The sequence below is a fragment of the Rhizobium hidalgonense genome (assembly GCF_005862185.2).
GTDB classification, from domain to species: Bacteria; Pseudomonadota; Alphaproteobacteria; order Rhizobiales; family Rhizobiaceae; genus Rhizobium; species Rhizobium hidalgonense.
Map to the genome: position 1 here is coordinate 3,445,242 of NZ_CP054027.1, position 21,703 is coordinate 3,466,944.

The 21,703-nt window shown below is 61.8% G+C and carries 19 protein-coding genes and 1 pseudogene; 9 read left to right on the forward strand and 11 right to left on the reverse strand.

All coding sequences use genetic code 11. The annotated features are described in order from the left end of the window. Positions 1-47 precede the first annotated feature (47 nt). The 5 genes and pseudogenes from FFM81_RS16715 to FFM81_RS16735 all read left to right on the forward strand — a co-directional run bounded on the left by FFM81_RS16715 (position 48) and on the right by FFM81_RS16735 (position 4,091). Entirely contained in the window at positions 48-809 is a 762-nt protein-coding gene (locus tag FFM81_RS16715) for an SDR family NAD(P)-dependent oxidoreductase (protein ID WP_138385083.1), read from the forward strand. Continuing rightward, positions 809-1,723: a 2-dehydro-3-deoxygalactonokinase gene (locus FFM81_RS16720; protein WP_138385082.1), complete on the forward strand. Its 915-nt coding sequence runs from the start codon at positions 809-811 to the stop codon at positions 1,721-1,723. Before FFM81_RS16715 ends, FFM81_RS16720 begins: the two co-directional genes overlap by 1 nt. Before the next feature lie 13 nt (positions 1,724-1,736). Beyond that, on the forward strand, positions 1,737-2,378 hold the full coding sequence (locus FFM81_RS16725) for a 2-dehydro-3-deoxy-6-phosphogalactonate aldolase (RefSeq protein ID WP_025415445.1): 642 nt from the start codon (positions 1,737-1,739) through the stop codon (positions 2,376-2,378). Next, positions 2,375-3,262, forward strand: a complete 888-nt coding sequence (locus tag FFM81_RS16730; RefSeq protein WP_138385081.1) for an SMP-30/gluconolactonase/LRE family protein — start codon at positions 2,375-2,377, stop codon at positions 3,260-3,262. Before FFM81_RS16725 ends, FFM81_RS16730 begins: the two co-directional genes overlap by 4 nt. 221 nt (positions 3,263-3,483) lie before the next feature. After that, a pseudogene (locus FFM81_RS16735) lies at positions 3,484-4,091 on the forward strand (PRC-barrel domain-containing protein). A 96-nt stretch (positions 4,092-4,187) separates the two neighbouring features. On the opposite strand, the gene FFM81_RS16740 reads toward FFM81_RS16735, so the two are convergent. After that, positions 4,188-5,552, reverse strand: coding sequence for a putative bifunctional diguanylate cyclase/phosphodiesterase (locus tag FFM81_RS16740; protein WP_003570025.1), 1,365 nt, complete (start codon positions 5,550-5,552; stop codon positions 4,188-4,190). 182 nt (positions 5,553-5,734) lie between these two features. Beyond that, on the reverse strand, positions 5,735-7,459 hold the full coding sequence (locus FFM81_RS16745) for a response regulator (protein ID WP_138385079.1): 1,725 nt from the start codon (positions 7,457-7,459) through the stop codon (positions 5,735-5,737). A gap of 184 nt (positions 7,460-7,643) precedes the next feature. Here FFM81_RS16745 and mutL point away from each other — a divergent pair, with 184 nt between their 5' ends. Further along, positions 7,644-9,446 carry a DNA mismatch repair endonuclease MutL gene (gene mutL / locus FFM81_RS16750; RefSeq protein ID WP_003570029.1) on the forward strand — a complete coding sequence of 601 codons (1,803 nt, stop codon included), beginning with the start codon at positions 7,644-7,646 and terminating at the stop codon, positions 9,444-9,446. A gap of 169 nt (positions 9,447-9,615) precedes the next feature. After that, entirely contained in the window at positions 9,616-9,846 is a 231-nt protein-coding gene (locus FFM81_RS16755; protein WP_003570032.1) for a DUF2093 domain-containing protein, read from the forward strand. A gap of 106 nt (positions 9,847-9,952) precedes the next feature. Here FFM81_RS16755 and FFM81_RS16760 read toward each other — a convergent pair whose 3' ends face one another. The 3 genes from FFM81_RS16760 to FFM81_RS16770 all read right to left on the reverse strand — a co-directional run bounded on the left by FFM81_RS16760 (position 9,953) and on the right by FFM81_RS16770 (position 12,768). Then, positions 9,953-10,870, reverse strand: coding sequence for a sugar ABC transporter substrate-binding protein (locus FFM81_RS16760; protein ID WP_138385078.1), 918 nt, complete (start codon positions 10,868-10,870; stop codon positions 9,953-9,955). Between the two features lie 78 nt (positions 10,871-10,948). Beyond that, entirely contained in the window at positions 10,949-11,713 is a 765-nt protein-coding gene (locus FFM81_RS16765) for an ATP-binding cassette domain-containing protein (protein ID WP_003570036.1), read from the reverse strand. Continuing rightward, entirely contained in the window at positions 11,710-12,768 is a 1,059-nt protein-coding gene (locus tag FFM81_RS16770; RefSeq protein WP_003570037.1) for an ABC transporter permease, read from the reverse strand. The genes FFM81_RS16765 and FFM81_RS16770 overlap by 4 nt, the downstream gene beginning before the upstream one ends. A 99-nt stretch (positions 12,769-12,867) precedes the next feature. Between FFM81_RS16770 and FFM81_RS16775 the strand changes: the two genes are divergently transcribed. Continuing rightward, complete coding sequence (locus FFM81_RS16775; protein WP_138385077.1) at positions 12,868-13,752, forward strand: GntR family transcriptional regulator; 885 nt, start codon at positions 12,868-12,870, stop codon at positions 13,750-13,752. A 42-nt stretch (positions 13,753-13,794) separates the two neighbouring features. On the opposite strand, the gene lpxK is transcribed toward FFM81_RS16775, so the two are convergent. The 6 genes from lpxK to FFM81_RS16805 form a co-directional block, all read right to left on the reverse strand. Continuing rightward, complete coding sequence (gene lpxK, locus FFM81_RS16780; RefSeq protein WP_138385076.1) at positions 13,795-14,868, reverse strand: tetraacyldisaccharide 4'-kinase; 1,074 nt, start codon at positions 14,866-14,868, stop codon at positions 13,795-13,797. Between the two features lie 106 nt (positions 14,869-14,974). Continuing rightward, entirely contained in the window at positions 14,975-15,697 is a 723-nt protein-coding gene (locus tag FFM81_RS16785; RefSeq protein WP_003570044.1) for an HAD family hydrolase, read from the reverse strand. Positions 15,698-15,705: 8 nt separating this feature from the next. Next, complete coding sequence (gene waaA / locus FFM81_RS16790) at positions 15,706-17,025, reverse strand: lipid IV(A) 3-deoxy-D-manno-octulosonic acid transferase (protein ID WP_003570046.1); 1,320 nt, start codon at positions 17,023-17,025, stop codon at positions 15,706-15,708. 193 nt (positions 17,026-17,218) lie between these two features. Then, positions 17,219-17,467, reverse strand: a complete 249-nt coding sequence (locus tag FFM81_RS16795; RefSeq protein WP_003570048.1) for a DUF4170 domain-containing protein — start codon at positions 17,465-17,467, stop codon at positions 17,219-17,221. Positions 17,468-17,529: 62 nt separating this feature from the next. Next, positions 17,530-18,339: a 3'(2'),5'-bisphosphate nucleotidase CysQ gene (locus FFM81_RS16800; RefSeq protein ID WP_003570050.1), complete on the reverse strand. Its 810-nt coding sequence runs from the start codon at positions 18,337-18,339 to the stop codon at positions 17,530-17,532. Positions 18,340-18,418: 79 nt separating this feature from the next. Beyond that, positions 18,419-19,765, reverse strand: coding sequence for a TldD/PmbA family protein (locus tag FFM81_RS16805; RefSeq protein WP_025415438.1), 1,347 nt, complete (start codon positions 19,763-19,765; stop codon positions 18,419-18,421). A gap of 118 nt (positions 19,766-19,883) precedes the next feature. Here FFM81_RS16805 and FFM81_RS16810 point away from each other — a divergent pair, with 118 nt between their 5' ends. Continuing rightward, complete coding sequence (locus FFM81_RS16810) at positions 19,884-21,695, forward strand: monovalent cation:proton antiporter-2 (CPA2) family protein (RefSeq protein WP_097534946.1); 1,812 nt, start codon at positions 19,884-19,886, stop codon at positions 21,693-21,695. Positions 21,696-21,703 lie beyond the last annotated feature (8 nt).

Here is a 21,703-nt window from a genome sequence, read left to right on the forward strand (position 1 = left end):
ATATAGTTCCAAATAATGGAACATCGCGGGATTCAAAGGGCAACGTCATGCCAGCACGATTTCCGGAGTTCAAAGACCGAACCGTGCTGGTGACCGGCGGCGGATCGGGCATCGGTGCTGCGATCGTCGAAGGTTTCGCGCGCCAGGGGGCCAAGGTCTCCTTCATCGACATCGCCGAGGCCACGGGCCGCGCGCTCGCCGAAAACCTGTCGCGAGAGACGGTTCATCCCGTCTCCTTTCACCATGCCGACCTGCGTGACATCGAGGCGATCCGGCGCACCGTCGATACCGTTGTTGCGAGTTCAGGGCCGATCCGCGTGCTGGTCAACAATGCCGCCTGGGACGACCGTCATGATTTCGACGCGGTGACCGAGGCCTATTGGGACAATAATCAGGCGATCAACCTGAAGCATGTGTTCTTCACCTCCCAGGCAACAGCACCGTCGATGCGGGCGGCCGGCGGCGGTGCGATCATCAATATGTCGTCGATCGCCTTTAAACTAAACATGGGCGGTTTTCCCTCCTATGCAGCGGCGAAGGCTGCGGTCGTCGGACTGACGAAGAGCTTGGCCGGCAGGCTCGGGCCGGAGAATATCCGCGTCAACTGCATCCTGCCCGGCATGGTCCTCACGGAACGGCAGATGCAGCTCTGGCTGACCGAAGAGAGCATTGCGCGCTCGGTCGAGCAGCAGTGCCTGAAGGTCGCGCTCAAGCCCGAGGCGATTGTCGGTCCTTGCCTGTTTCTTGCATCCGACTGCGCGGCTGGAATGACTGCCCAGTCCCTGATTGTCGATGGAGGCATTCTGTAATGGCACATCCCGCTTATGTTGCGGTGGACTGGGGCACCAGCAGTTTCCGGCTCTGGCTGATCGCCAGGGACGGCAGCATTCTTGCCGAGCGCCGCAGCGGCGAAGGCATGACGAGTGCTGCAAAGACCGGCTTTTCCCAAGTGCTTTCAGGCCACCTCGCCGCTGTCGAGGCGCCTGATAATCTGCCGGTGATCGTCTGCGGCATGGCCGGCGCACGGCAGGGCTGGGTCGAGGCGGGTTATATCGACGTTCCGGCGCCGCTCGCCGCGATTCTCACCGGAGCGGTCTCCGTGAGCGGCGAAAGCCGCGACATCCGCATCCTGCCGGGCCTTGCCCAGCGGGATATGGCGACGCCCGATGTGATGCGCGGCGAGGAAACCCAGCTTCTCGGCGCGCTCGGCAGCGCAAGCTCGGGCGCGCAGGCGGTCTGCATGCCCGGAACCCATTCGAAGTGGGTGCATGTCAGCGACGGCAAGGTCGCCGGTTTTTCGACCTTCATGACCGGCGAACTTTTCGACGTCATCAGCAAACACACGATCCTGTCGCATGCCGTCGCCGGCGCCGACGAGCAGCCGGCCGATGCAGCAGCCTTCGAGGCGGCGGTCTCGGCCGCTTTCGCGCGGCCCGCGCTTGCCTCCAACCTGCTCTTTACCGCCCGCTCGGGCCAGCTCCTGCACGGGATCTCCGCCGCATCAGCGCAGGCCCGGCTCTCCGGTACGCTGATCGGCCTCGAAATCGCCGGCGCACTGCAGGATGCGGCCAACTCAGGCGTCACCCTGGTCGCTTCCGGGCGCCTGCAGACGCTCTACGAACAGGCCTTCAAAACCCTCTCCCTGACCTTCACCGCCATAGATGCCGACGCCGCTGTGCGCCGCGGGCTTTCGGCCGCCGCCGAAGCCATCTGGCCGAATTGAGAAAGCCGACACGATGAACCGTATCCCCTTCCCCGACATGAAACGCCCGCTGATCGCCATCCTTCGCGGCATCCGGCCCGACGAAACCGAGAGCGTGGTCGGCGCCTTGATCGACAATGGCCTGACGGCGATCGAGATCCCGCTCAACTCGCCGGAGCCGTTCAAATCCATCGAGATCGCCGCCAAGATGGCGCCGGCCGAGGTGCTGATTGGCGCCGGCACGGTGTTGACCGTCGAGGCGGTCGACAACCTGAATGCCGCCGGCGGCACGCTGCTCGTCACGCCGAATGTCGAGCCCGAGGTGATCATCCGGGCGCGCCAATACGGCATGGTGACGATGCCGGGCGTCTTCACGCCGACAGAGGCGCTCGCCGCAGCGCGTGCCGGCGCCACCGGTCTCAAATTCTTTCCGGCAAGCGTGCTTGGTCCTTCCGGCATCACGGCGATCCGGGCGATCCTGCCGCCGGAACTGACGATTGCCGCCGTCGGCGGCGTGTCGGACAAGAATTTCGGCGATTATACCAAGGCCGGCATCTTCGCCTTCGGCCTCGGCACCAGCCTCTACAAGCCGGGAATGACCGCATCGGAGGTTGCCGACCGCGCCAAGGCGACCATTTACGCCTATGATGCAGCCATTGGGAGCGTGAGCCTATGACCGATATTTATGAGTTCGAGGGCAAGACCCTTTGCAACACCAATTCCGTTCTCGGCGAAGGCCCGACCTATGATCCGGACAGCAACATCGTCTGGTGGTTCAACATCCTCGGCAAGGAACTGCACGAACTCAATCTCTCGACGGGCGCGAAAAAGGTGCATCCATTGCCTGCCATGGCGAGCGTGCTTGCCCGTATAGACGCCAAACGGCAGTTGATCGCGACGGAGGAAGGGCTCTTCGTCCGCGATATAGCGAGCGGCAACCTCACCTTCTACGCTGCGCTCGAAAACGACAGGCCGGAAAACCGTTCGAACGACGGTCGCACCCATCCTTCCGGTGCGCTCTGGATCGGCACGATGAGCAAGCGGGCGGAAAACCAAGCCGGCGCCATCTATCATGTCGCACACGGCAAAGTGACGAAGATCTTCAACGGCATCAGCATCCCCAATTCGATCTGCTTCTCGCCTGACGGCACGATCGGCTATTATACCGATTCCCGCCTCAACCGGTTGATGCGCGTCATGGTCGATCCGCATACCGGCCTGCCCTCGGGCGAGCCGATTGTGCTGGTCGACAGCGCCGATGAGCCCGGGGACATCGACGGCTCGGTCGTCGATGCCGACGGTTACATCTGGAATTCGCGCTGGGGTGCGGGGGTCGTCGACCGCTACAATCCCGATGGCTTGCGCATCTCGCGCTACAAGGTTCCCGCCGTCCAGCCCTCCTGCCCCGCCTTCATCGGCGTCAATGCCGACCGGCTGGCGGTGACGACCGCCTGGGAGGGCCTCGACGAGGACGCCCGTTCGGCGCAGCCCAGCGCCGGCGCGCTGCTCGAACTCGGCATCGACGTCAAAGGCGTGTTCGATCCGGTTTATGTGATCTGAGGAGAGCTTGCCGTGACAATCAGAGGCGCTTCCGACCGGAGGCGCCTTTTCTCGTTTTCGTGGCGGTTCCGCAATAAAAGTTCCGTGAGAATCGAGAAATTTTCCGTGTTTTCAACCGGAACCAATCGGCGCACCAGTCATTTTCCTTTCGAACCGGCGCGGCAATGACACAGACCTTGCCGGGTCAACGACCACTCTAGGGAAATGAAGGTAGGTTCGAAATGACACGCAAACTCTTGACGACCGTTGCCGCTGGCGCACTGTTTGCCACGGCTTTCGCACCGGCGGCATTCTCGCAGACAACCCCGCAGCCGGCCGATCCTGCTGCTCCGACAACGGCGGCTCCCGCCGATCCGGCAGCACCGAAGCCGCCGATCACCCTGATGTCACCAAGCCAGCAGGCGATGCCGCACAGGCTCCCGCCGCAGCACCGACGGCAGACACGGCCCAGGCCGGTTACATCACGGAGCAGGCTCCGGACCAGGTCAGCGCCAATACCTATATTGGCCAGTCGGTCTATAATGGCAACAATGAAAGCATCGGCAGCGTCAACGACCTGATCCTCAAGAAGGATGGCGGTTTCGTTGCAGCGATCGTCGGTGTCGGCGGCTTCCTCGGTATCGGCGAAAAGAACGTCGCCGTCCCGATGGAAAAGATCACCGTCGCTCAGAATACCCAGGACGGCAGCGTCAAGCTGACCACCAGTGAAACGGCTGAATCGCTGAAGGCCGCACCTGAGTTCAAGACGCTGGCCATGCAGTCGGCCGAAAAGGCTCCCGCTGCGACCGGCACAGACACCACGGCAACCGGCTCGACCACTCCTAAGTAGGCTGGGCCGAGTAAACCACGCGTAACCACGCGCGGTAGTATAGCGTAGGCGATGGTGCTCCTAGGGGCGCCATCGTTTTTTTTCCGTGCGGTCGTTTTATGCGCTGACGCGTTCCGCCATGGCCGGGTCGTAATAGTTCTCGTGCAGGAAGCGCAGCGTAGCGATGCCATCCGCCGGACGGCCGAAGTGATAGCCCTGGCCCATGCCGCAGCCAAGAGTGCGCAGCTTCACCGCCTCGGCATAATCCTCAATGCCCTCAGCTACCACTTCCAGTTCCAGGCCGTCGCACATGGTCAAGATCGCCTTGATGATATGTTCGGATGCGCGGTCGGAATTGATGCGGGAGACGAAGGCGCGATCAATCTTGATCTTATCGAAGATGAAATCGCGCAGGCGCCCGAGGCTCGACTGGCCGGTGCCGAAATCGTCGAGCGAAATACGCACTCCGGCGGCGCGCAGATCGGCGATGATTCGGTGGGCGGTATCGGCCGAACTCATCACCGCGGTCTCGGTGATTTCAAGCTCCAGGCGATGCGGATCGAAGCCGACGCGGCCGAGGATCGACAGGATGCTGCCGCTGGTGCCCGGATCCATCAGCTGGGCCGAGGAGAGATTGAACGACAGGAAGAGTTCGCGCGGCCAGGATAGGGCTGCTTCGGCAGCTTTGCGCAGCAGGGCCTCCGACAGCGCATCGATGAAACCGCGCTCTTCGGCGAGCGGCACGAAGACACCGGGCGAGACGAAGCCGAGATCGGCATCGTTCCAGCGGGCGAGCGCCTCGAAGCCGACGACCTGGTTGTTGGAGAGCGAGACGATCGGCTGGAAATGCACATCGATCGCGTCGGAGATGATGGCATTTCTGAGCGCCTGTTCCAGCTGCGTCGCGCGCTTCATTTCCTGGGCGATCTCGCGCGAATAGACGGTGACCTGGCCGCGGCCGCGCCGTTTGGAGCGGTAAAGCGCGGTTTCAGCGCTCTTCAGCAGTTCTTCGCAATCTTCTCCGGCAAAGGGATATATGGCAAAACCGAGGGAGGCGGAGAGACGAACGTTGCGGTCGCCGAGATCATAGGGTGCCGATAGCACCTCGCGGATCATCTGGCCAAATTTCTCGGCACTCGCCCGCTCGAAGATCAGCGGCAGCACGAAGGCGAATTCATCTCCGTCATGGCGGGTGACCAGCGCGCCATCGGGAATGCAGGCCCTGAGGCGATGGGCGACCTGGCACAGGATTTCATCGCCGGCGGCCGAGCCGAAAAGATCGTTGATCGGTTTGAAACTATCGAGATTGGCGATGCCGATGGTGAAGGGGGCCGGGTCGCTGGCGCGCTCGGAAGAGATCTGCAAGACTTTGTCCCGCATGCGATTGCGGTTTCCCAATCCGGTCAGCGGATCGGTATAGGCCATCGCCTGAAGCTCATTCTGACCGACGGTCAAGAAAGCTAAGTCCGCCGATTTCATCATCCACCCGAGCTTTCCCGCGCCAGGCAAAGAATGACCGCGATGTCTTAACAATTTGATAGTAAATCAGCAGGCATTGCCGCTAGATCCACCCCAGAATCCAGGAGTTGACGAGGGTCCCCGCTAAAGTCTCTGGCTTTTATGTCGTTAGGTCGGAACCGCTGCACTCGTCCGGATGACAAGCATCAGCCGCGCGCGCGCATGGCCTCATCCATCAGATGCCTCTGGAAGATGGCCTCGAGCATATCAGGACTGACGGGTTTCATGATGACATCGTCCATGCCTGCTTTGACGCATTCGGCGCGGTCTCGTTCGAAGGCCTGGGTGAGCACGCCGATGAGCGGGGTGCGGCTTGTGCCGCCGGTCTCTTCCATCTGCCGGATGAGGCGGGCCGCCTCGAAGCCGTTGAAGCCCGGCAGCGAAATGTCCATCAGCACGATCTCAGGCCGGTGCTCGGCCCAGAGGCGCACGGCCTCGTCGCCGGTCGCCGCAATCATATGGCGATAACCAAGGCCTTCGAGGATCTGCGAGAATACGATCTGGTTGATATCATTGTCTTCGGCGACGAGAACCTGCAGGCCGACGATGTCGTCGGAGATACTGATTTCCCAATCCGTATCCTGACCGGCGCCGCCGTTGCGGCTGTTGCGGTTGAAATGGCGGGCGATCTGAAAGGTGAGCTCGTTGGCGATCTGGAAACCGTCCATGACAAGCGCCGGGATGCCGTATTGCTCGGCAAGCTCAAGACAGCGCATGCCCATCTGGTTGTCGATGATCACGAGATCGAGCGAAATGCCGGAGGACGTGGCAATTTCCAGGAACCGCTCCTCCTCGTCCTCGCCGCGGACCGCGCAGGATTCGAAGCCGTATTTCGACAGCGTTCGCAGCGCGGCGGTCTCGGCGGCAAGATCGGCGGTGACGACGAGGACCTTGCGGCCGGAGAAATTTTCCGGAACGATCGCTTCCATAGCCGCCGGCTCGCGGCGCTCGACGGCGCTCGGTACCGGCACATAGGCGCGGCGATAGCTTTGATTGCTTGAGGTGGTGATCGCCGATGCCCGGCCGAACTCGTCGAGGTCGGCGCCCTCGCGCGGCAGATCCTGCATTGTTGACACCAGGAAATAGCGGCCCGGCTTGCCGATGCGGTGCTTGCGGCTGACAATGTCGCGCTCGATGCCGTCACGGGAGATCTGCCGCTGGCGGGAGACGGACATCTCGCCGGTCTCCAGCACATGACGATCGCTTTCCTCAAAGCGCTTGGCGATCTCTTCCGAGAAGAGATCGGCGCTCTTGCGCCCGAGCACCTCGTCGGCGGTGGTCTGATATTTCTCGCAAAAGGCGAGGTTGACCGCGACATAGGTGAGGTTGCGGTCCTTGACGAAGAGTGGGAACGGCAGATTGTCGAGAATGTCCTCGGTCAGTTGCACGCGCTCCAGATCCGAGCGCCATTGCTCTTCGCGCTTCTTGTCCTCGGAAATATCGGAAATGATGGTGACGCCGTAACCGCCGGGCAGCCTGCGTTTGACGAAACGCACCCAGCTGTCGGCAGCGTGGCGCTCGACGACGTCGAAGCGCTCGCGCCAATGCGAGGCGATTTTCTGCGACAGCCAGTCCTCACGGCTCAGCGAGCCACGCTGCTTCACATCATATTGCTGGCGAATGCCGGTGTCGTAGACCGCGCCGAGGAAATCGCGAAGCCGCGTGCCGGGTTTCAGCATCTCAGGCGGCAGCGGGAAGAATTCCAGCGTCTGGCGGCTGGCAAAGATCAGATGATCGTTCTTGTCATAGATGATGAAAGCTGCCGAAAGGCTGTCGCACACCACATCGAAAAGCGCCGTCTGCAGATCGGCCCCGGCGGAAATCCCGTCGGTTTCCGATGACGTGTCCGCCTTTTCGAAGCCGGCACTCATTCTGTTGCGTCCCACATCTGTTCGATTTCGAAAGCTTCCGGAGGTATATGATTAGAAATGCCATTTTTATGTTAAAACCGGCTTAACATTAGCGACCCCCAAGTTTGCGGGAGCCTCGGATCGCGCTTTGGGAAAGCCTATCGAAGCCCCTTCCCTCCGGCTCACGAATCCTTGAAAATAGCCCATGGCCATCAGACAGCTTTCCGAAACGCTCATCAACCAGATCGCCGCCGGCGAAGTCATCGAACGGCCGGCGAGTGCTGCCAAGGAACTGATCGAAAACGCGCTCGATGCGGGGGCGACGCGCATCGAGATCGCCACGTCGGGCGGCGGCAAGGCGCTTCTGCGGGTCAGCGACAACGGCTCGGGTATGGATGCGGCCGATCTGGAACTGGCGGTCAGGCGCCACTGCACCTCAAAATTATCCGACACGCTCGAGGATATCCGCACGCTCGGCTTCCGCGGCGAAGCGCTGCCCTCGATCGGCTCGGTGGCAAGGCTCAGCATCGCCAGCCGCAGGCGTGACAGCGCCGGCGGTCACGAGATCGCCGTCAACGCCGGCAAGATCGCGCATTTGCGCCCGGCCGCCGCCAATCCCGGCACGATCGTCGAAGTGCGCGACCTGTTCTTCGCCACACCCGCCCGGCTCAAATTCCTCAAGACCGAGAAGGCCGAGGCCGGCGCCATTACCGAGATCGTCAAGCGCATGGCGATCGCCTTTCCCGCGGTGCGCTTCGTGCTGTCGGGCACCGACCGCACGACGCTGGAATTTCCGGCAACCGGCGACGACCACTTGGCGCGCATGGCGCAGGTGCTCGGCAAGGAATTCCGCGACAACGCCATCGCACTCGACGCCGTGCGCGAGGAGATCTCGCTCACCGGCTTTGCCGGCGTGCCGACCTTCAACCGCGGCAACTCCGCCCATCAATATGCCTTCGTCAACGGCCGGCCGGTGCAGGACAAGCTGATCCTGTCGGCGATCCGCGGCGCCTATGCCGAGACGATCCCATCGGGACGCCATCCTGTGGCGGTGCTGTCGATCACACTCGACCCCGCTCTTGTCGACGTCAACGTGCATCCGGCAAAATCCGACGTGCGCTTCCGCGACCCCGGCCTGGTGCGCGGCCTGATCGTCGGTGCGGTCCGCGAGGCGCTGGCGCGCGACGGCAGCCGGGCGGCAACGACCGGGGCGAGCGATATGCTGCGCTCCTTCCGCCCCGGCTTTCAGCCATACACGCCGCGGCCGCAGACGGCATGGTCGGCCGAGACCTCGCCGTCGCGGCCCTACCAGCCGGCAACAGGTTTCGGTGAACGGCCGCAGGCCTCTTTCGACGGGCTGTCGATGCCGACGGCGCGGGCCGAGCAGCAGTTTTCGCCGCAGCCGGCCGCACCCGATACAACCGCGCGCTATCCGCTCGGCGCCGCGCGGGCGCAGATCCACGCCAATTACATCGTCGCCCAAACCGAAGACGGGCTTGTCATCGTCGACCAGCATGCCGCCCACGAGCGGCTGGTGTTCGAAGCGATGCGCAAGGCGCTGCATTCGAAGCGGCTGGCCTCGCAGGTGCTGCTCATCCCCGAGATCATCGACATTCCGGAAGAGGATTGCGACCGGCTGATGCAGCATGCGGCCGAGCTTTCCGAACTTGGCCTGGCGATCGAACGGTTCGGCCCCGGGGCGATTGCCGTGCGCGAGACGCCGGCCATGCTCGGCGAGGTCGATGCGCATGGCCTGATCCGCCAGCTCGCCGACGAGATTGCCGAATGGGACACGGCGTCAGGCCTGTCGGCCAAGCTCGAATATGTGGCGGCGACGATGGCCTGCCACGGCTCGGTGCGCTCCGGGCGGCGGCTGCGGCCGGAGGAAATGAACGCGCTGCTGCGCGAAATGGAAGTGACGCCCGGATCCGGCCAGTGCAATCACGGCCGGCCGACCTATATCGAATTGAAGCTCAGCGATATCGAGCGGCTTTTCGGCAGAAGCTAAAAAAGCTGGAAAAGCAGCCTGTTCGGGAGTAAGGCAGACGAAAGCGGTGTCGCGATCTTTCAAATTCGGTTGGCCTACGCTTTAGGATTTAGTTTTCCGCATGTCGTGATCGCAAAACCGCGACACATTTTTGCGCGACATGCTTGAAAGACTGCAGGGAACGGAGCGCATGAATTTGTTCGAAGGGCATGGAAACCGCGAAGCGAAGATCCGGTATCTCGATGGCGATTTCCAGATTCTCTCGCCCGGCTCCTATGTCGTCTGCGCGATGACGGGAAAACAGGTCCCGCTCGACGAGCTGCGCTACTGGAGCGTCGCCCGCCAGGAACCCTATGCCGACGTGATCTCAGCGATCGAAGCCGACAAACGCGCCGGCGTGCTGCCGAACCAGCGGCGCTAAAGCGCGGCCGTGCTCGAGGGGTCCGGCCCGCCCCATCAAGGACGGGCCGTTTGTCTAACAAAGGTCCATAGGCGCCCTATGCAAAATCGCACAGAACGGCAACGGCTTACTTGAATTTTGCCATGTTCTCAGGCGTCACGAGCGCAGCGCCGGAGTCGATCAAAGACTCAACCTTCTCTCCGCGGATCGATTTTACCAGCGCATCTACACCGAGTTCAGCCATTTTGGTGGGAAACTGCGCTACGGATGCATCCTCGATTCCATTCTTCAGCGCTTCCTCTTCGCCGCAGCAAAAATCGAAACCGACCAGGACAATCTTGTCATTGGCAGTGCCAGCGTTCTTGATCGCGCGTGCCGCGCCCGCAGCGGGCGGGCCGCAGGCGGCATAAATGGCCTTGAGATCCGGGTTTTTCGTCAACAGATCCTCGGCGACACTGATCCCGAGCTCCTCGGTACAGTTTGTTGCGCCTTTCCCGACGATCTTGACGTCAAGTCCGTTTAGTCCTTCAAGCATGCCCTTCACACGGTCATCAAGCGCCGGCACACCAGGCACACCTTCGAGAATACCGAGCGTGTCGCCAGCTTTAAGAACAGTTTTGAGATATTCCCCGGCGATTTTGCCTGCCGCGAAGTTATTGGTCGTGGCCAGCGCCGTTCTGCCGTTCCAATCCGGAATATTATTATCCATCAGCACGACCTTGATACCGGCCGCCACCGCCTTGTCCAGAGCGGTGGATACGGTCGGATCGACGGGCGTGAGGGCAATGCCATGCACGCCGCGTGTTACCATGGACTCGATCTGTGCAATCTGGCCCTCAATGTCGGTTGCTGATGTACCTTGGCCATAGATGATCTCAACGCCGGGATTTCTCTTTGCATAATCTTTGGCGGCGTTCTCCATTGTTGCGAAGAACGGCACAGGGAATTTGGTTATAAAGCCGAGCTTCACCGGCTCCTGCGCCAGGCACGGGACTACAGCGACGACCAGGAGCGCAACAGCTCCCAGAAGAGATTGCGATTTCATGATTACACCTCCCATGTTTCGACCGCCCTCCTCTAGAACGATCTCGTTGTCCGCTGCCCGAACGAAGCAGCGATCTCCTCAAGCCTCGGCGCCGACAATCATCGCGACAATGTCCTGCTTGTTCGCTTCCGTTGGCTTCACTTCACCCACCTTGCGACCCTGCCGCAGGACAACCGCCCGATCAGCGATTTCGACCACGTGCTCCATATTGTGAGTGATGATGATCACGGCATTGCCGTCGGCTTTGAGCTGACTGATAATATCAAGAACCTGGCGAGACTCGCGAAGGCCGAGGGCTGCCGTTGGTTCGTCAAGAATTACCAGCTTGCGCGCAAAAACAATGGCGCGCGCGACCGCGATCGCTTGCCGCTGGCCCCCAGACATCAGCGCGACCGGTGCATCGAACCTCGGCAGCTTAACCTTCAAGCGATCGATGACGCTCGCTGCTTCCCGCTTCATTTCGCCCGAGCTCAGAAAGCGGAGCGGACGCGGCAACCAGGAGGGGAAAGAGATTTCTCGCCCGCAGTAGAAATTCTGCACGGGGGTCAGATTGTCGAAAAGCGCCAGGTCCTGATAGACGGTTTCAATGCCGGCGCGGCGGGCAGCGGCCGTTGAATGGAGCGATACCGGACAACCATCCACGAGGATCTCTCCTTCGTCGAGACTATGAAGCCCGCTAATGCATTTGACGAGCGTCGACTTGCCGGCGCCGTTGTCACCCAGGAGAGCAGTTACCTCACCTGAATAAGCATCAAAGCTCACATTTTTCAGGGCGTGGATTGCGCCAAAGCGCTTCTGGGCGTTCCGAACCGAAAGTGCCGGTGTGGTGGATGTCGGGTTCATTGTACTGCCGCCGCCTGAAGCACGCGTGCACGCGCCTCGAGATGGTTACGAAGCACGTCAGCCTCTACGGCGATGACGATGACAAGCCCAATCGCAATCATCTGAAAGAAAACGTCGACGCCGAGAAGGTTAAGGGCATTGCGGATGACGCCGATCAGCACGGCGCCGATCAGGGCGTGGCCGAGGTGGCCTCGTCCGCCAAGGAAGCTGGCGCCACCGATAATCACCGCAGCAATCGTGTCGAGTTCCAGGAGATTGCCGTAGATCGGCGAGGCGGCGCCGGTCCGGCCGGCAAGCAGCACCGCGCCGACACCGGCACAAAAACCGGAAACGACATAGGTCGAGAGCAGAACGCCCCTTACCGGTATGCCCATGCTTCTGGCGGCGTTGGGCGAGCCGCCGACCGCATAGATCCATCGGCCGCAGACCATCGACTTCGTCAGGATCAGAAAAAGAAGCGCGAACATCCCGACGACAAAAAAGGAATTGGGCACACCAAGCGTGGTACTGCCACCGATCGCGGTCACTGCATTGGGCATCCCGCGCATGGTCGTGTGACCGGGCGCCAATGCTAGTGCCACGCCGCGGCAGATGCTCAGGGTTGCCAGTGTAATGATAAAGGGGTGTGGCAGCCGACCATAGACGAAGACCAGTCCGTTAATTGCACCAATCGCAGCACCTGCCAGCAGCATGGCCATGATGACGATGAATGAGGAATCAACCTGCTGGTAGACAAGTCCGCCGATGACCGTCGCCAGGGCAAGATTCGAGCCTACGGACAGGTCAATGCCGCGCGTCAGGATAACGAGTTGCTGACCCATCGCCACGACAGCGATCACTGCTGTCTGCGCCAGGATGTTCCCCAGGTTAACGGGCTTCAGGAAAGCCGGCGTGATCAAACTGACGACGGCGATGAGCATAATGAGGATCAGCAGCGGGCCAAGGCTCAATAGCTTCAGTCCCAGTGTGACGCCTGATTGTCTCGGATGGAAGGTTGCATCCTGCGAACCGTCAGGCCGAGACGAATTCTGAGGCATAATTCCGGAGTTTTCCAAATTCCCCTAGCCTCCCCTGTTTTTTATACATAAGAAACATATGATACACGTACGTCAACTTGTTTTTTATGGATAGAAAACCATACAGGGAGTTGCGCCATGAGAACTGATACGACCTTTAAGCGGGCATTCAACGATATGATCGATATCATTCGGACGCTCGATCCTGGAACGGAATTGCCGTCCGAAAATGCCTTGCGGGCGCAGCTTGGCGTCAGCCGGACAACGGTGCGGAAGGTGCTCGCAGGGATGTCGGCACGTGGCATCATCGTGTCGGAAGCGCACAGGCGGATCGTACGCGAACAGCCGTTGCAGACAGAACGCTATCCACAGCAAGAGACCTTAGCAATTTCGGAACAGGTCGAGACAAGCTTCATGGAGTGGATGCTGCGCGGCGACATCTGTCCGGGCACAGAAATCAATGAGGCAGAGTTAGCTCGGCAATTCAGCGCCGGGACAACGATCGTCCGTGAGTTTCTCAATCGATTTCAGAAATATGGGCTGATCGAGAAACGTCCGAATGCAGGCTGGGTTTTTAAAGGGTTCACAGCCAATTTCGCACTCGAATTGTTCGAGATCAGAGAGATGTTCGAAATGCGCTCGGCACGGCTGTTCGCTGCCCTGCCCGACAACTCGCCCGTCTGGAAGCAGATCCAATCCATGCAGGCCGCACATTTGGAACTGCTCGCGGATATCGACGCTCGATTTCAAGATTTCTCGGAACTGGATAGCCGATTCCACCGGCTGATTACAGCCGTCGCGCCAAACCGCTTTATCGAGAGCTTCCAAGACGTGATAACCATGGTCTTCCACTATCACTATCAATGGAACAAACGTGATGAACGCGCGCGAAATGAGGTCGCTATCAAGGAACATCTCGCGCTGATCGACGCCCTCAAAAGCCGCAATATCGCGTCGATCGACCGCGCATGTCGGCTGCATCTGACTTCCGCCCGCGAAACTTTGCTTAACTCGATTACGTGATAGCGCTGCAGACCCGATGTGCAGGAGACCTTTTGCCGCCTGTTAGAGCGGCTGAGCCTTTCCTGAAATTGCTTTACCGCCAGCCTTTATTTCCTTCAGACGCCGCTCGCGGCAGGCGACGATTGCCCGGTCGATGATCAGGCTGGCGGCGAGGTGATCCTCGAAGACCATTTCGACCTCGATCACTCGGCTTTTTTCGGCAAGCTGCGCCGCCTTGCCGGGATGGCCGGAGAGGCGGACGAAATCCTTGGAGGTGGTGACGATCAACAGGCCCTGGCGCTCGGCGGTCGTCAGGATATCGTCGATCTCGTCCTCGGTCAGGTGCACGTGGTCGCCGAAGCTCTTGGCGACGGCAATTTCGGCGCCGCGCGATTCGACCGTGCGGAAGAATTTGGCGGGATCGGCGATGCCGGCGAAGGCGAGCACCTTGACGCCGGCGAGCGTGTTGTCGCCGCGCACTTTCAGCGATGCGGTAAAATAAGGTTTCGCGGCGCGAGCCGCCATGCGGACGATCCTGTCGGCGGCATTGCCGCCGCCGACCTTCAACAGGGCGGTGGCAAAACGCAATTGCTGGCGGATCGGCGCGCGGACCGGGCCGCCCGGCACGATATGGCCGTTGCCGAGGCCGCGGGTCGCGTCGATGACGAGCAGGGCATAATCGATCGCCAGGCGGGCGCTCTGGAAACCGTCGTCCATAATGATGAGATCGGCGCCCTCGGCGACCAGACGCTGAGCCCCGTCGACGCGCCTTCGGGAAATCACCGTCAGCGCCTCCTGCGCCAGCAGCAGCGGTTCATCGCCGACGGCAACCGCCCGGTGATGATCGGGATCGACCACTGTGGTCACATCGAGCGAACCGCCGTAACCCCGGCTGAGAAAACCCGGTTTCAACCCCTTTGCCTTCGCGGCACGGGCGATGGTCAGCGCCGTCGGCGTCTTGCCGGCGCCGCCGACGGTGAAATTGCCGACGCAGATGACCGGAATGGGAACGGAGGCGCGGCGCGCATGCGCCATTCGATGGCCGGCGATACGACCGTAGAGAAAGGAAACCGGCAGCAGCAGCCATGCCCGCCAATCGGCTTTCCTCCACCAGAACGGCGGCGCTTCGGATATCATCTTGCCGTCCTGCTCCCCTGCCCGCCTTTATTGCGGCCAGACCCCTGCTTTTCTCGACAGGCCGGATTGAGAAGCCAAAACCGATGAAAATGCAAGTCCTTACCAGTCAGGCCGGCTGCAAGTCCGGCAGCAGCGCCTCGAGCGCGGTGATATCGTCGAGCACATGATCGGCGGCGGCGGCAAGCGAATCGCGCGAACCGGTGCCGGTCAGCACCGCGATCCTGAGGCCCGTTCCAGCGTTCAGTCCCATGTGCAGATCGTGATTGTTGTCGCCGACCATCGCGACCTCTTCCGGCGAAAGACCGGTTGCGGCGCAGAAGCCGAGCACCATGCCCGGCTCCGGCTTGACGCCGAAACCGCTGTCATATCCGGCGATATAATCGACATAGCGGGCAAAACCGAAGCGTTCCGCTGTCTGGCGGATTGAACGCTCGTTGTCGCTGGAGGCGACGCCGAGCTTGAAGCCGCGCCGATGCAGCCTTGCGAAGAAGCCGGCGAGATCGGTCACCGGCACGGAAAATTCGGCGGCATTGGAAAACAGGTCGTCGAGGCGGAGCGTCAGTTCGCCGACATCGACCATCGAACCGGCGGCAACCAGACCCTCGGCAATCTGTCGGGTATTGCCGGCGGCTAGCAGGCTGTCGGGAACGATATGGCCGGTGACGGGATCCATGCCGCAGGCCGATAGCAATCGGTCGGCGAGAAGCGGGTCGCCTTCAGCGGCGATGCGGGCAAGCTCGCGGTTCACAGGCAGCCAGCTCTCGTCATAATCGAGCAGCGTGCCGTCCTTGTCGAAGAGGATGCCTTTGATAAGGGGCGCTGCCGACATGATTATCCTCAGAGCTGGGCCACGGCCTTGGGCAACAGGCGCGCCTTCACCGTTAGCGGATTGATATAGGGTTCCAGCCCCTTGACGGTCGCGGTCAGCGCACCGCGCATCTCGTGCACGGCGGCAATGCCGGCCTCGATCATATTGCGGCGGGCTTCGTCATTGATCAAAAGGTAATGCACGCCCTTGGCCAGCATTTCGGTGTCGCGCACCATGCGGGCGCTGCCGCTGCGGGCGAGCTTCTGATAGGCATCGCGGAAATTCTGCACATGGCCGCCGGAAAGAACGGCGCAGCCGAGCATGGCAGGCTCCAGCGGGTTCTGGCCGCCTTCGGCAAAGAGCGAACGGCCGACGAAAGCGATTTCCGTCAGGCGCAGATAAAGGCCCATTTCGCCGATCGTGTCGCCGAGAAAAATGTCGACATCGGCCGACAAGACATCGTCGCGGGTGCGGCGGGCGACCTTCAGCCCCAGCTTGACCAGAGCCGCCTCGATCTCGTCGCAACGCTCCGGGTGACGCGGCACGATGATCGTCAGTTGATGATCGCGCTCCCTGAGCGCCCGGTGAACGATGGCGGCGGCATTCTCTTCGCCGTCGAAGGTCGAGATCGCCGCCCAGGTCTTACGGTCGCCGATTTGCTTCTTGTAGCGGGCAAGGACTGCACTGTCGTAGGGCGGTGCGTCGGTATCGACCTTCAGATTGCCGGAGGTGATGACAGGGACGGCGCCGAGATCGCGGAAACGTTCGGCATCCATATCCGATTGGGCGATGACCAAAGCGAGATTCTCGAACAAGGCTTCAGCGATTGCCGGGCGGCGGCGCCAGCGGGCAAAGGAGCGGTCCGACATGCGGGCATTGATCAGGATCTGCGGAATGCGGCGGCGGCCGAGCTCCAGCACGGTTGCCGGCCAGATCTCGGATTCGGCGATGATCGCGCAGTCCGGCTGCCAATAGTCGAGGAAGCGGCTGACCGAGGGTTTGAGGTCGAGCGGCACGTATTGGTGGATCGCCTCATTGCCGAGGCGCTCGGCCGCGAGCCTGGCGGAAGTGATGGTGCCTGTGGTCAGGATGACATGGATGTCGCGGCGGCGGATTTCGCGGATCAGCGGGATGACGGCATTGGTTTCACCGACGCTTGCGGCATGGAACCAGACGAGCGGGCCCTGCGGCCGGTTGGCGCTCGGATAGCCGAAGCGTTCCAGGCGGCGCGCCCGGTCCTCCTTGCCCTTGGCCGTGCGGTAGGTGATGTAGAGGCCGACAACAGGAGAGGCCACGGTTCCCGCCAGACGGTATGCGCTCAGACCGAACCGAGCCATCCGGGAGCTCATTGCGCCAGCCTCCGATCCAAGATCGACATCAAACCCATTCCCTCATTATCGTTGCGGCCGCAATGACCGATCAATTTGTTCAGAATGCGTCAGACAATCCGGAACGACGGGCGCCCGATGCGCGAAAGCCCTGCTCGCCGAACGGTCGCCGGCAGCACTTGCGGATGGTCCTGGCCGAGATCGCTAGCCGAGGTCAGTTGCCTCCGGCCTTTTCCTGCGGATCGAGCAAACGGTGCATATGGACGATAAAGTAGCGCATATGCGCATTGTCGACCGTCTGCTGCGCCTTCGACTTCCAGGCCGTCAGCGCCGTGGCATAATCCGGGAAAATGCCGACGATATCGAGATCTTTCAGATCACGGAACTGGACGTCATCGAGGCTTTCCAGTTCGCCGCCAAACACCAGATGCAAAAGCTGCTTCTTGTCACCGGATTCAGTCATTTTTTGTTCTCTTTCTGCCTGTTCTCCTCCGCCATCCCATCTGCGGGATTTTGACGGAAACGTCAACTGTCTCTTCGTACCGCAAAGGCCGCGAGAAATTCATCGATGCGGGACGCAGGTGCTGCGCAGAGGACCTTGTGGGTAACGTCGGCGCTGTTGTAGACGACCGGCCGGCCTTCGAGGTCGACGAGGCCACCGCCGGCGCAAGCCAGAATGAGATCGGCGGCGGCCAGGTCCCAATCGTGCGAATTACCCTTGACGAAGGTGCCTTCGAGACGACCGTCCGCCACCATGGCGATACGATAGGCGAGCGAGGGAATGTATTTCTGACGCGTCACCCGGGCACGGAACTCCGGCGGCAAGGTCGCCAATAGATCCTCGCCGATCGCAAGGCGGCTCGTCTCCTCCGGTCGTGCGGCGGAGACGGCGAGCGGCACGCCATTCTTCGTCGCCACGCCGCCGTCGACGGCTTGATAGAGTTCTTCGAGCGCCGGCGCATAGAGCACGCCGGCCACCGGCCGGCCGCGATGAACGACGGCGACGCTGACGCACCAGACCTTTTGCCCGCCGAGGAAGGCGCGCGTGCCGTCGATCGGATCGATGATGAACGTCGTCTCGCGCGCGAGACGATCAGAATCGTCGTCGGTTTCTTCCGACAGCCAGCCATAATCCGGCCGGGCCTTGCGCAGAATGGTCTCGAGCGTCTTGTTGGCGGCAAAATCGGCGGCGCTGACGGGGGAGCGATCCCCGTTCTTCCACCAGACCTCCGGCGATTGGTTGAAGAAGCCGAAAGCGACCGCACCCGCCTCTTTGGCGGCATCGGCGATCAGCGTCAGATCGCTCTGCCAGCGGTCCTTGTTGCTATCGCTCATCCTATCAATCCGTTTCTCAATTCAATCGTGGGAGCATGCTGTCGCTCGAAACCGCTCACACACTTTTGCTGGAATTGCTCTAGCGCCCTGCGAGCGTCATGCCTTCGATGGCGAAGGTCGGAGCTGCGACGCCGAACTTGCGGTCGATGTCGTTTGCCGGCGTCAGGCGCATGAACATGTCCTTCAGATTCGAGGCGATCGTCACCTCGGAGACCGGGAAGGTCAGTTCGCCGTTCTCGATCCAGAAGCCGGTGGCGCCGCGGCTGTATTCGCCGGTGATCATATTGACGCCGTGGCCGATCAATTCGGTGACGTAAAAACCGTTGCCGACGCTGCGGATCAGCTCCTCCGGCGTGATGTCGCCAGGTTCAAGGGCAAGGTTGGTGGAGGACGGCGAGACGGCGGTGCCGCCGCGCACGCCGCGGCCGTTAGTCTGAAGGCCAAGTTCGCGAGCCGCCGAGGTCGACAGGAACCAATGCTTCAAGACGCCGTCCTCGATCATGACCAGCCGTTCGCCCGATACGCCCTCGCCGTCGAAAGGCCGCGAGGAGGGGCCGCGCACGATCAGAGGATCGTCGGTGATCGACAGGCCTGATTTCAGCACCTGCTGACCCATCCTGTCGCGCAGGAAGCTGGACTTGCGGGCGACGGCAGCGCCATTGATCGCGCCGGCGATATGGCCGACGAAGCCGCGGGCGACACGCGGGTCGAAGATGACGGTGACGTCCTTGCCGGTCGGCACCTGGCGTGGATTGATGCGCTTGACCACCCGTTCGCCAGCGCGGCGGCCGATCTCGGCGGGATCGTCGAGCTCCGCATAATAGAGCCGGCTGTCGAAATCATAATCGCGCTCCATTCCGGTGCCTTCGCCTGCGATGACGCTGACGGAATGACCGAAACGCGAGGCCATGTAACTGCCTTCGAAACCGTGTGAGGTGGCAAGAACCAGGCCGCCCATGCCGGCCGAGGCACCGGCGCCGGAGGAATTGGTGACACCCTTGACCGCAAGGGCCGCCGCCTCGGCGGCAAGGCCTGCCTCGCGCAGCATCTCGGAGGAGACCTCGGTGGTATCGAGCAATTGCAGGTCGGGATAGGATTTCGCAAGGCTCGCCTCATCCGCGAGGCAAGCGAAAGGGTCTTCCGGCGAGACCTTGGCCATGGCGACGGCGCGTTCGGCAAGCGCCCGCAGATCGAAGCCCGGATTGGCCGAAACGCTGGCGACGCGTTTGCCGATGAAGACGCGCAGCGAAAAATCGTCGCTTTCGGAGGATTCCGTGCCCTCGACCTTGCCGAGACGGACGCTGACCGATTGCGAGCGCGACCGGACGACGACGGCGTCGGCGGCGTCCGCCCCTGCCTTCCTGGCCAGATCGATCAATTGACTTGCGCGGGAAAGAAGTGTCGAGGAATCGATTTCAGAGGACATGATTTGGCCTTTCCTTCGGCTTCCATTTATTGTGCACTCTCCCAAGCATCAAGGCCGCCGCCGCCGATTCTTTGTCGGGGCGGCCTGCCTGTCCCCGCCGTCGAAAGAAAATGCCCTGATGTCCGCGCCCAATGCCCTTTTTTCCGAAACGATCCTGCTGCTCGGCGGAGCGGTTGTGGCCGCACCGATCTTCAAAAAGCTCGGGCTCGGCACCGTGCTCGGCTATCTCGCCGCCGGCATCGTCATCGGGCCGGTTTTTCACGGCATCACCGATGGCGAACAGATCCTCAATGTCGCCGAGCTCGGTGTGGTCTTCCTGCTCTTCATCATCGGGCTGGAATTGAAACCCAGCCGCCTCTGGCAGATGCGGCGTGACATTTTCGGCCTCGGCACGGCGCAGGTGGTGGTGACCGGGCTGGCGCTGACCGCGCTCGCCTGGTTTTCCCAGGTTCTCGACTGGCGCGGCAGCATCGTCGCCGGCTTCGGCCTGGCGCTGTCTTCGACGGCCTTCGCAATGCAGATCCTCGAGGGCGACGGCGACGTCAACACCAAATACGGACAGCGTTCCTTCTCGATGCTCCTGTTCCAGGACCTGGCGATAGTGCCGCTTCTGGCGCTGATCACCATTCTCGATGGCGGCCGGGGTAGCAATGCGCCGCTGCTCGGGTTCGCGGTCGCCATCGGCGCCGTCGCGGCGATGATCGTCATGGGGCGCTACCTGCTGACACCGCTCTTCCAGATCATCGCCCGGACCGGCGCGCGCGAAGCGATGATTGCGGCCGCCCTCTTCGTCGTCATGGGGTCGGCGAGCCTGATGCAGCTTGCCGGACTTTCGATGGCGATGGGCGCCTTCCTGTCCGGCGTGATGCTGGCCGAATCCTCTTATCGGCACGAGCTGGAAGCTGACATCGAGCCCTTCCGCGGCGTGCTGCTCGCCATTTTCTTCATCGCCGTCGGCCTGTCGCTGGAGCTCGATGTTCTCGCCGACAACGTGCTCTTCGTCATCCTCGCCGTGCCAATCGTCATGGCCGTCAAGGCGATCATCATCTATGGGCTCTGCCGGATATCGGGTTCTCCACATGACGACGCGATCCGCATCGCCTTCCTGCTGCCGCAGGGCGGCGAATTCGGCTTCGTGCTGTTTACCACGGCAGGTGCGGCCGGGCTGATGTCGACGAGCACGGCCTCACTGCTGGTGGCGATCGTCACGCTGACCATGGCCCTGACGCCGATCGGGTCGGCCCTGTCGAAGCGGCTCCTGCACGGCGATGAGCATGAGGAACTGGACGAGGATTTCGAGGGCGCCGGCGCCGACGTGCTGATGGTCGGCTTTTCCCGTTTTGGCCAGATCGCCGCCCAGATCCTGCTGGCCGGCGGGCGTAGCGTCACCGTCATCGATTTTTCGGCGGACCGCATTCGCCAGGCCTCATCCTTCGGCTTCCGCATCTATTTCGGCGACGGCGCGCGCAAGGACGTGCTGCGCTCGGCCGGCATCGAGCGGGCGAAGATCGTGCTCGTCTGCACGCAGAAAAAGGAACTCACCGACAAGGTTGTGGAGCTGGTGCAGGCGGACTATCCGCACACAAGGCTCTACGTGCGATCCTACGACCGTCTCCATTCGATCGAACTGCGTAACAAGGGCGTCGACTACGAGCTGCGCGAAACGCTGGAATCGGGCCTGCTCTTCGGACGGCGGACGCTGGAGGCGCTCGGCGTTCCCGAGGTCGACGCCTATGAAATCGGCGAAGATATCCGCAAGCGCGACGAGGCGCGTCTGGTGCTGCAGGTGTCTGAAGGATTGCAGGCCGGGCGCGACATGCTGTTTTCCCACCCCGTCCGGCCCGAACCGCTGGTCAAGCCCAAACGCGCCGCCGATGCCTTCGAGGACGATCCGCTGGCGGGAACCGCGGATGCGACGGCGGACGCGTAAACCGAAGG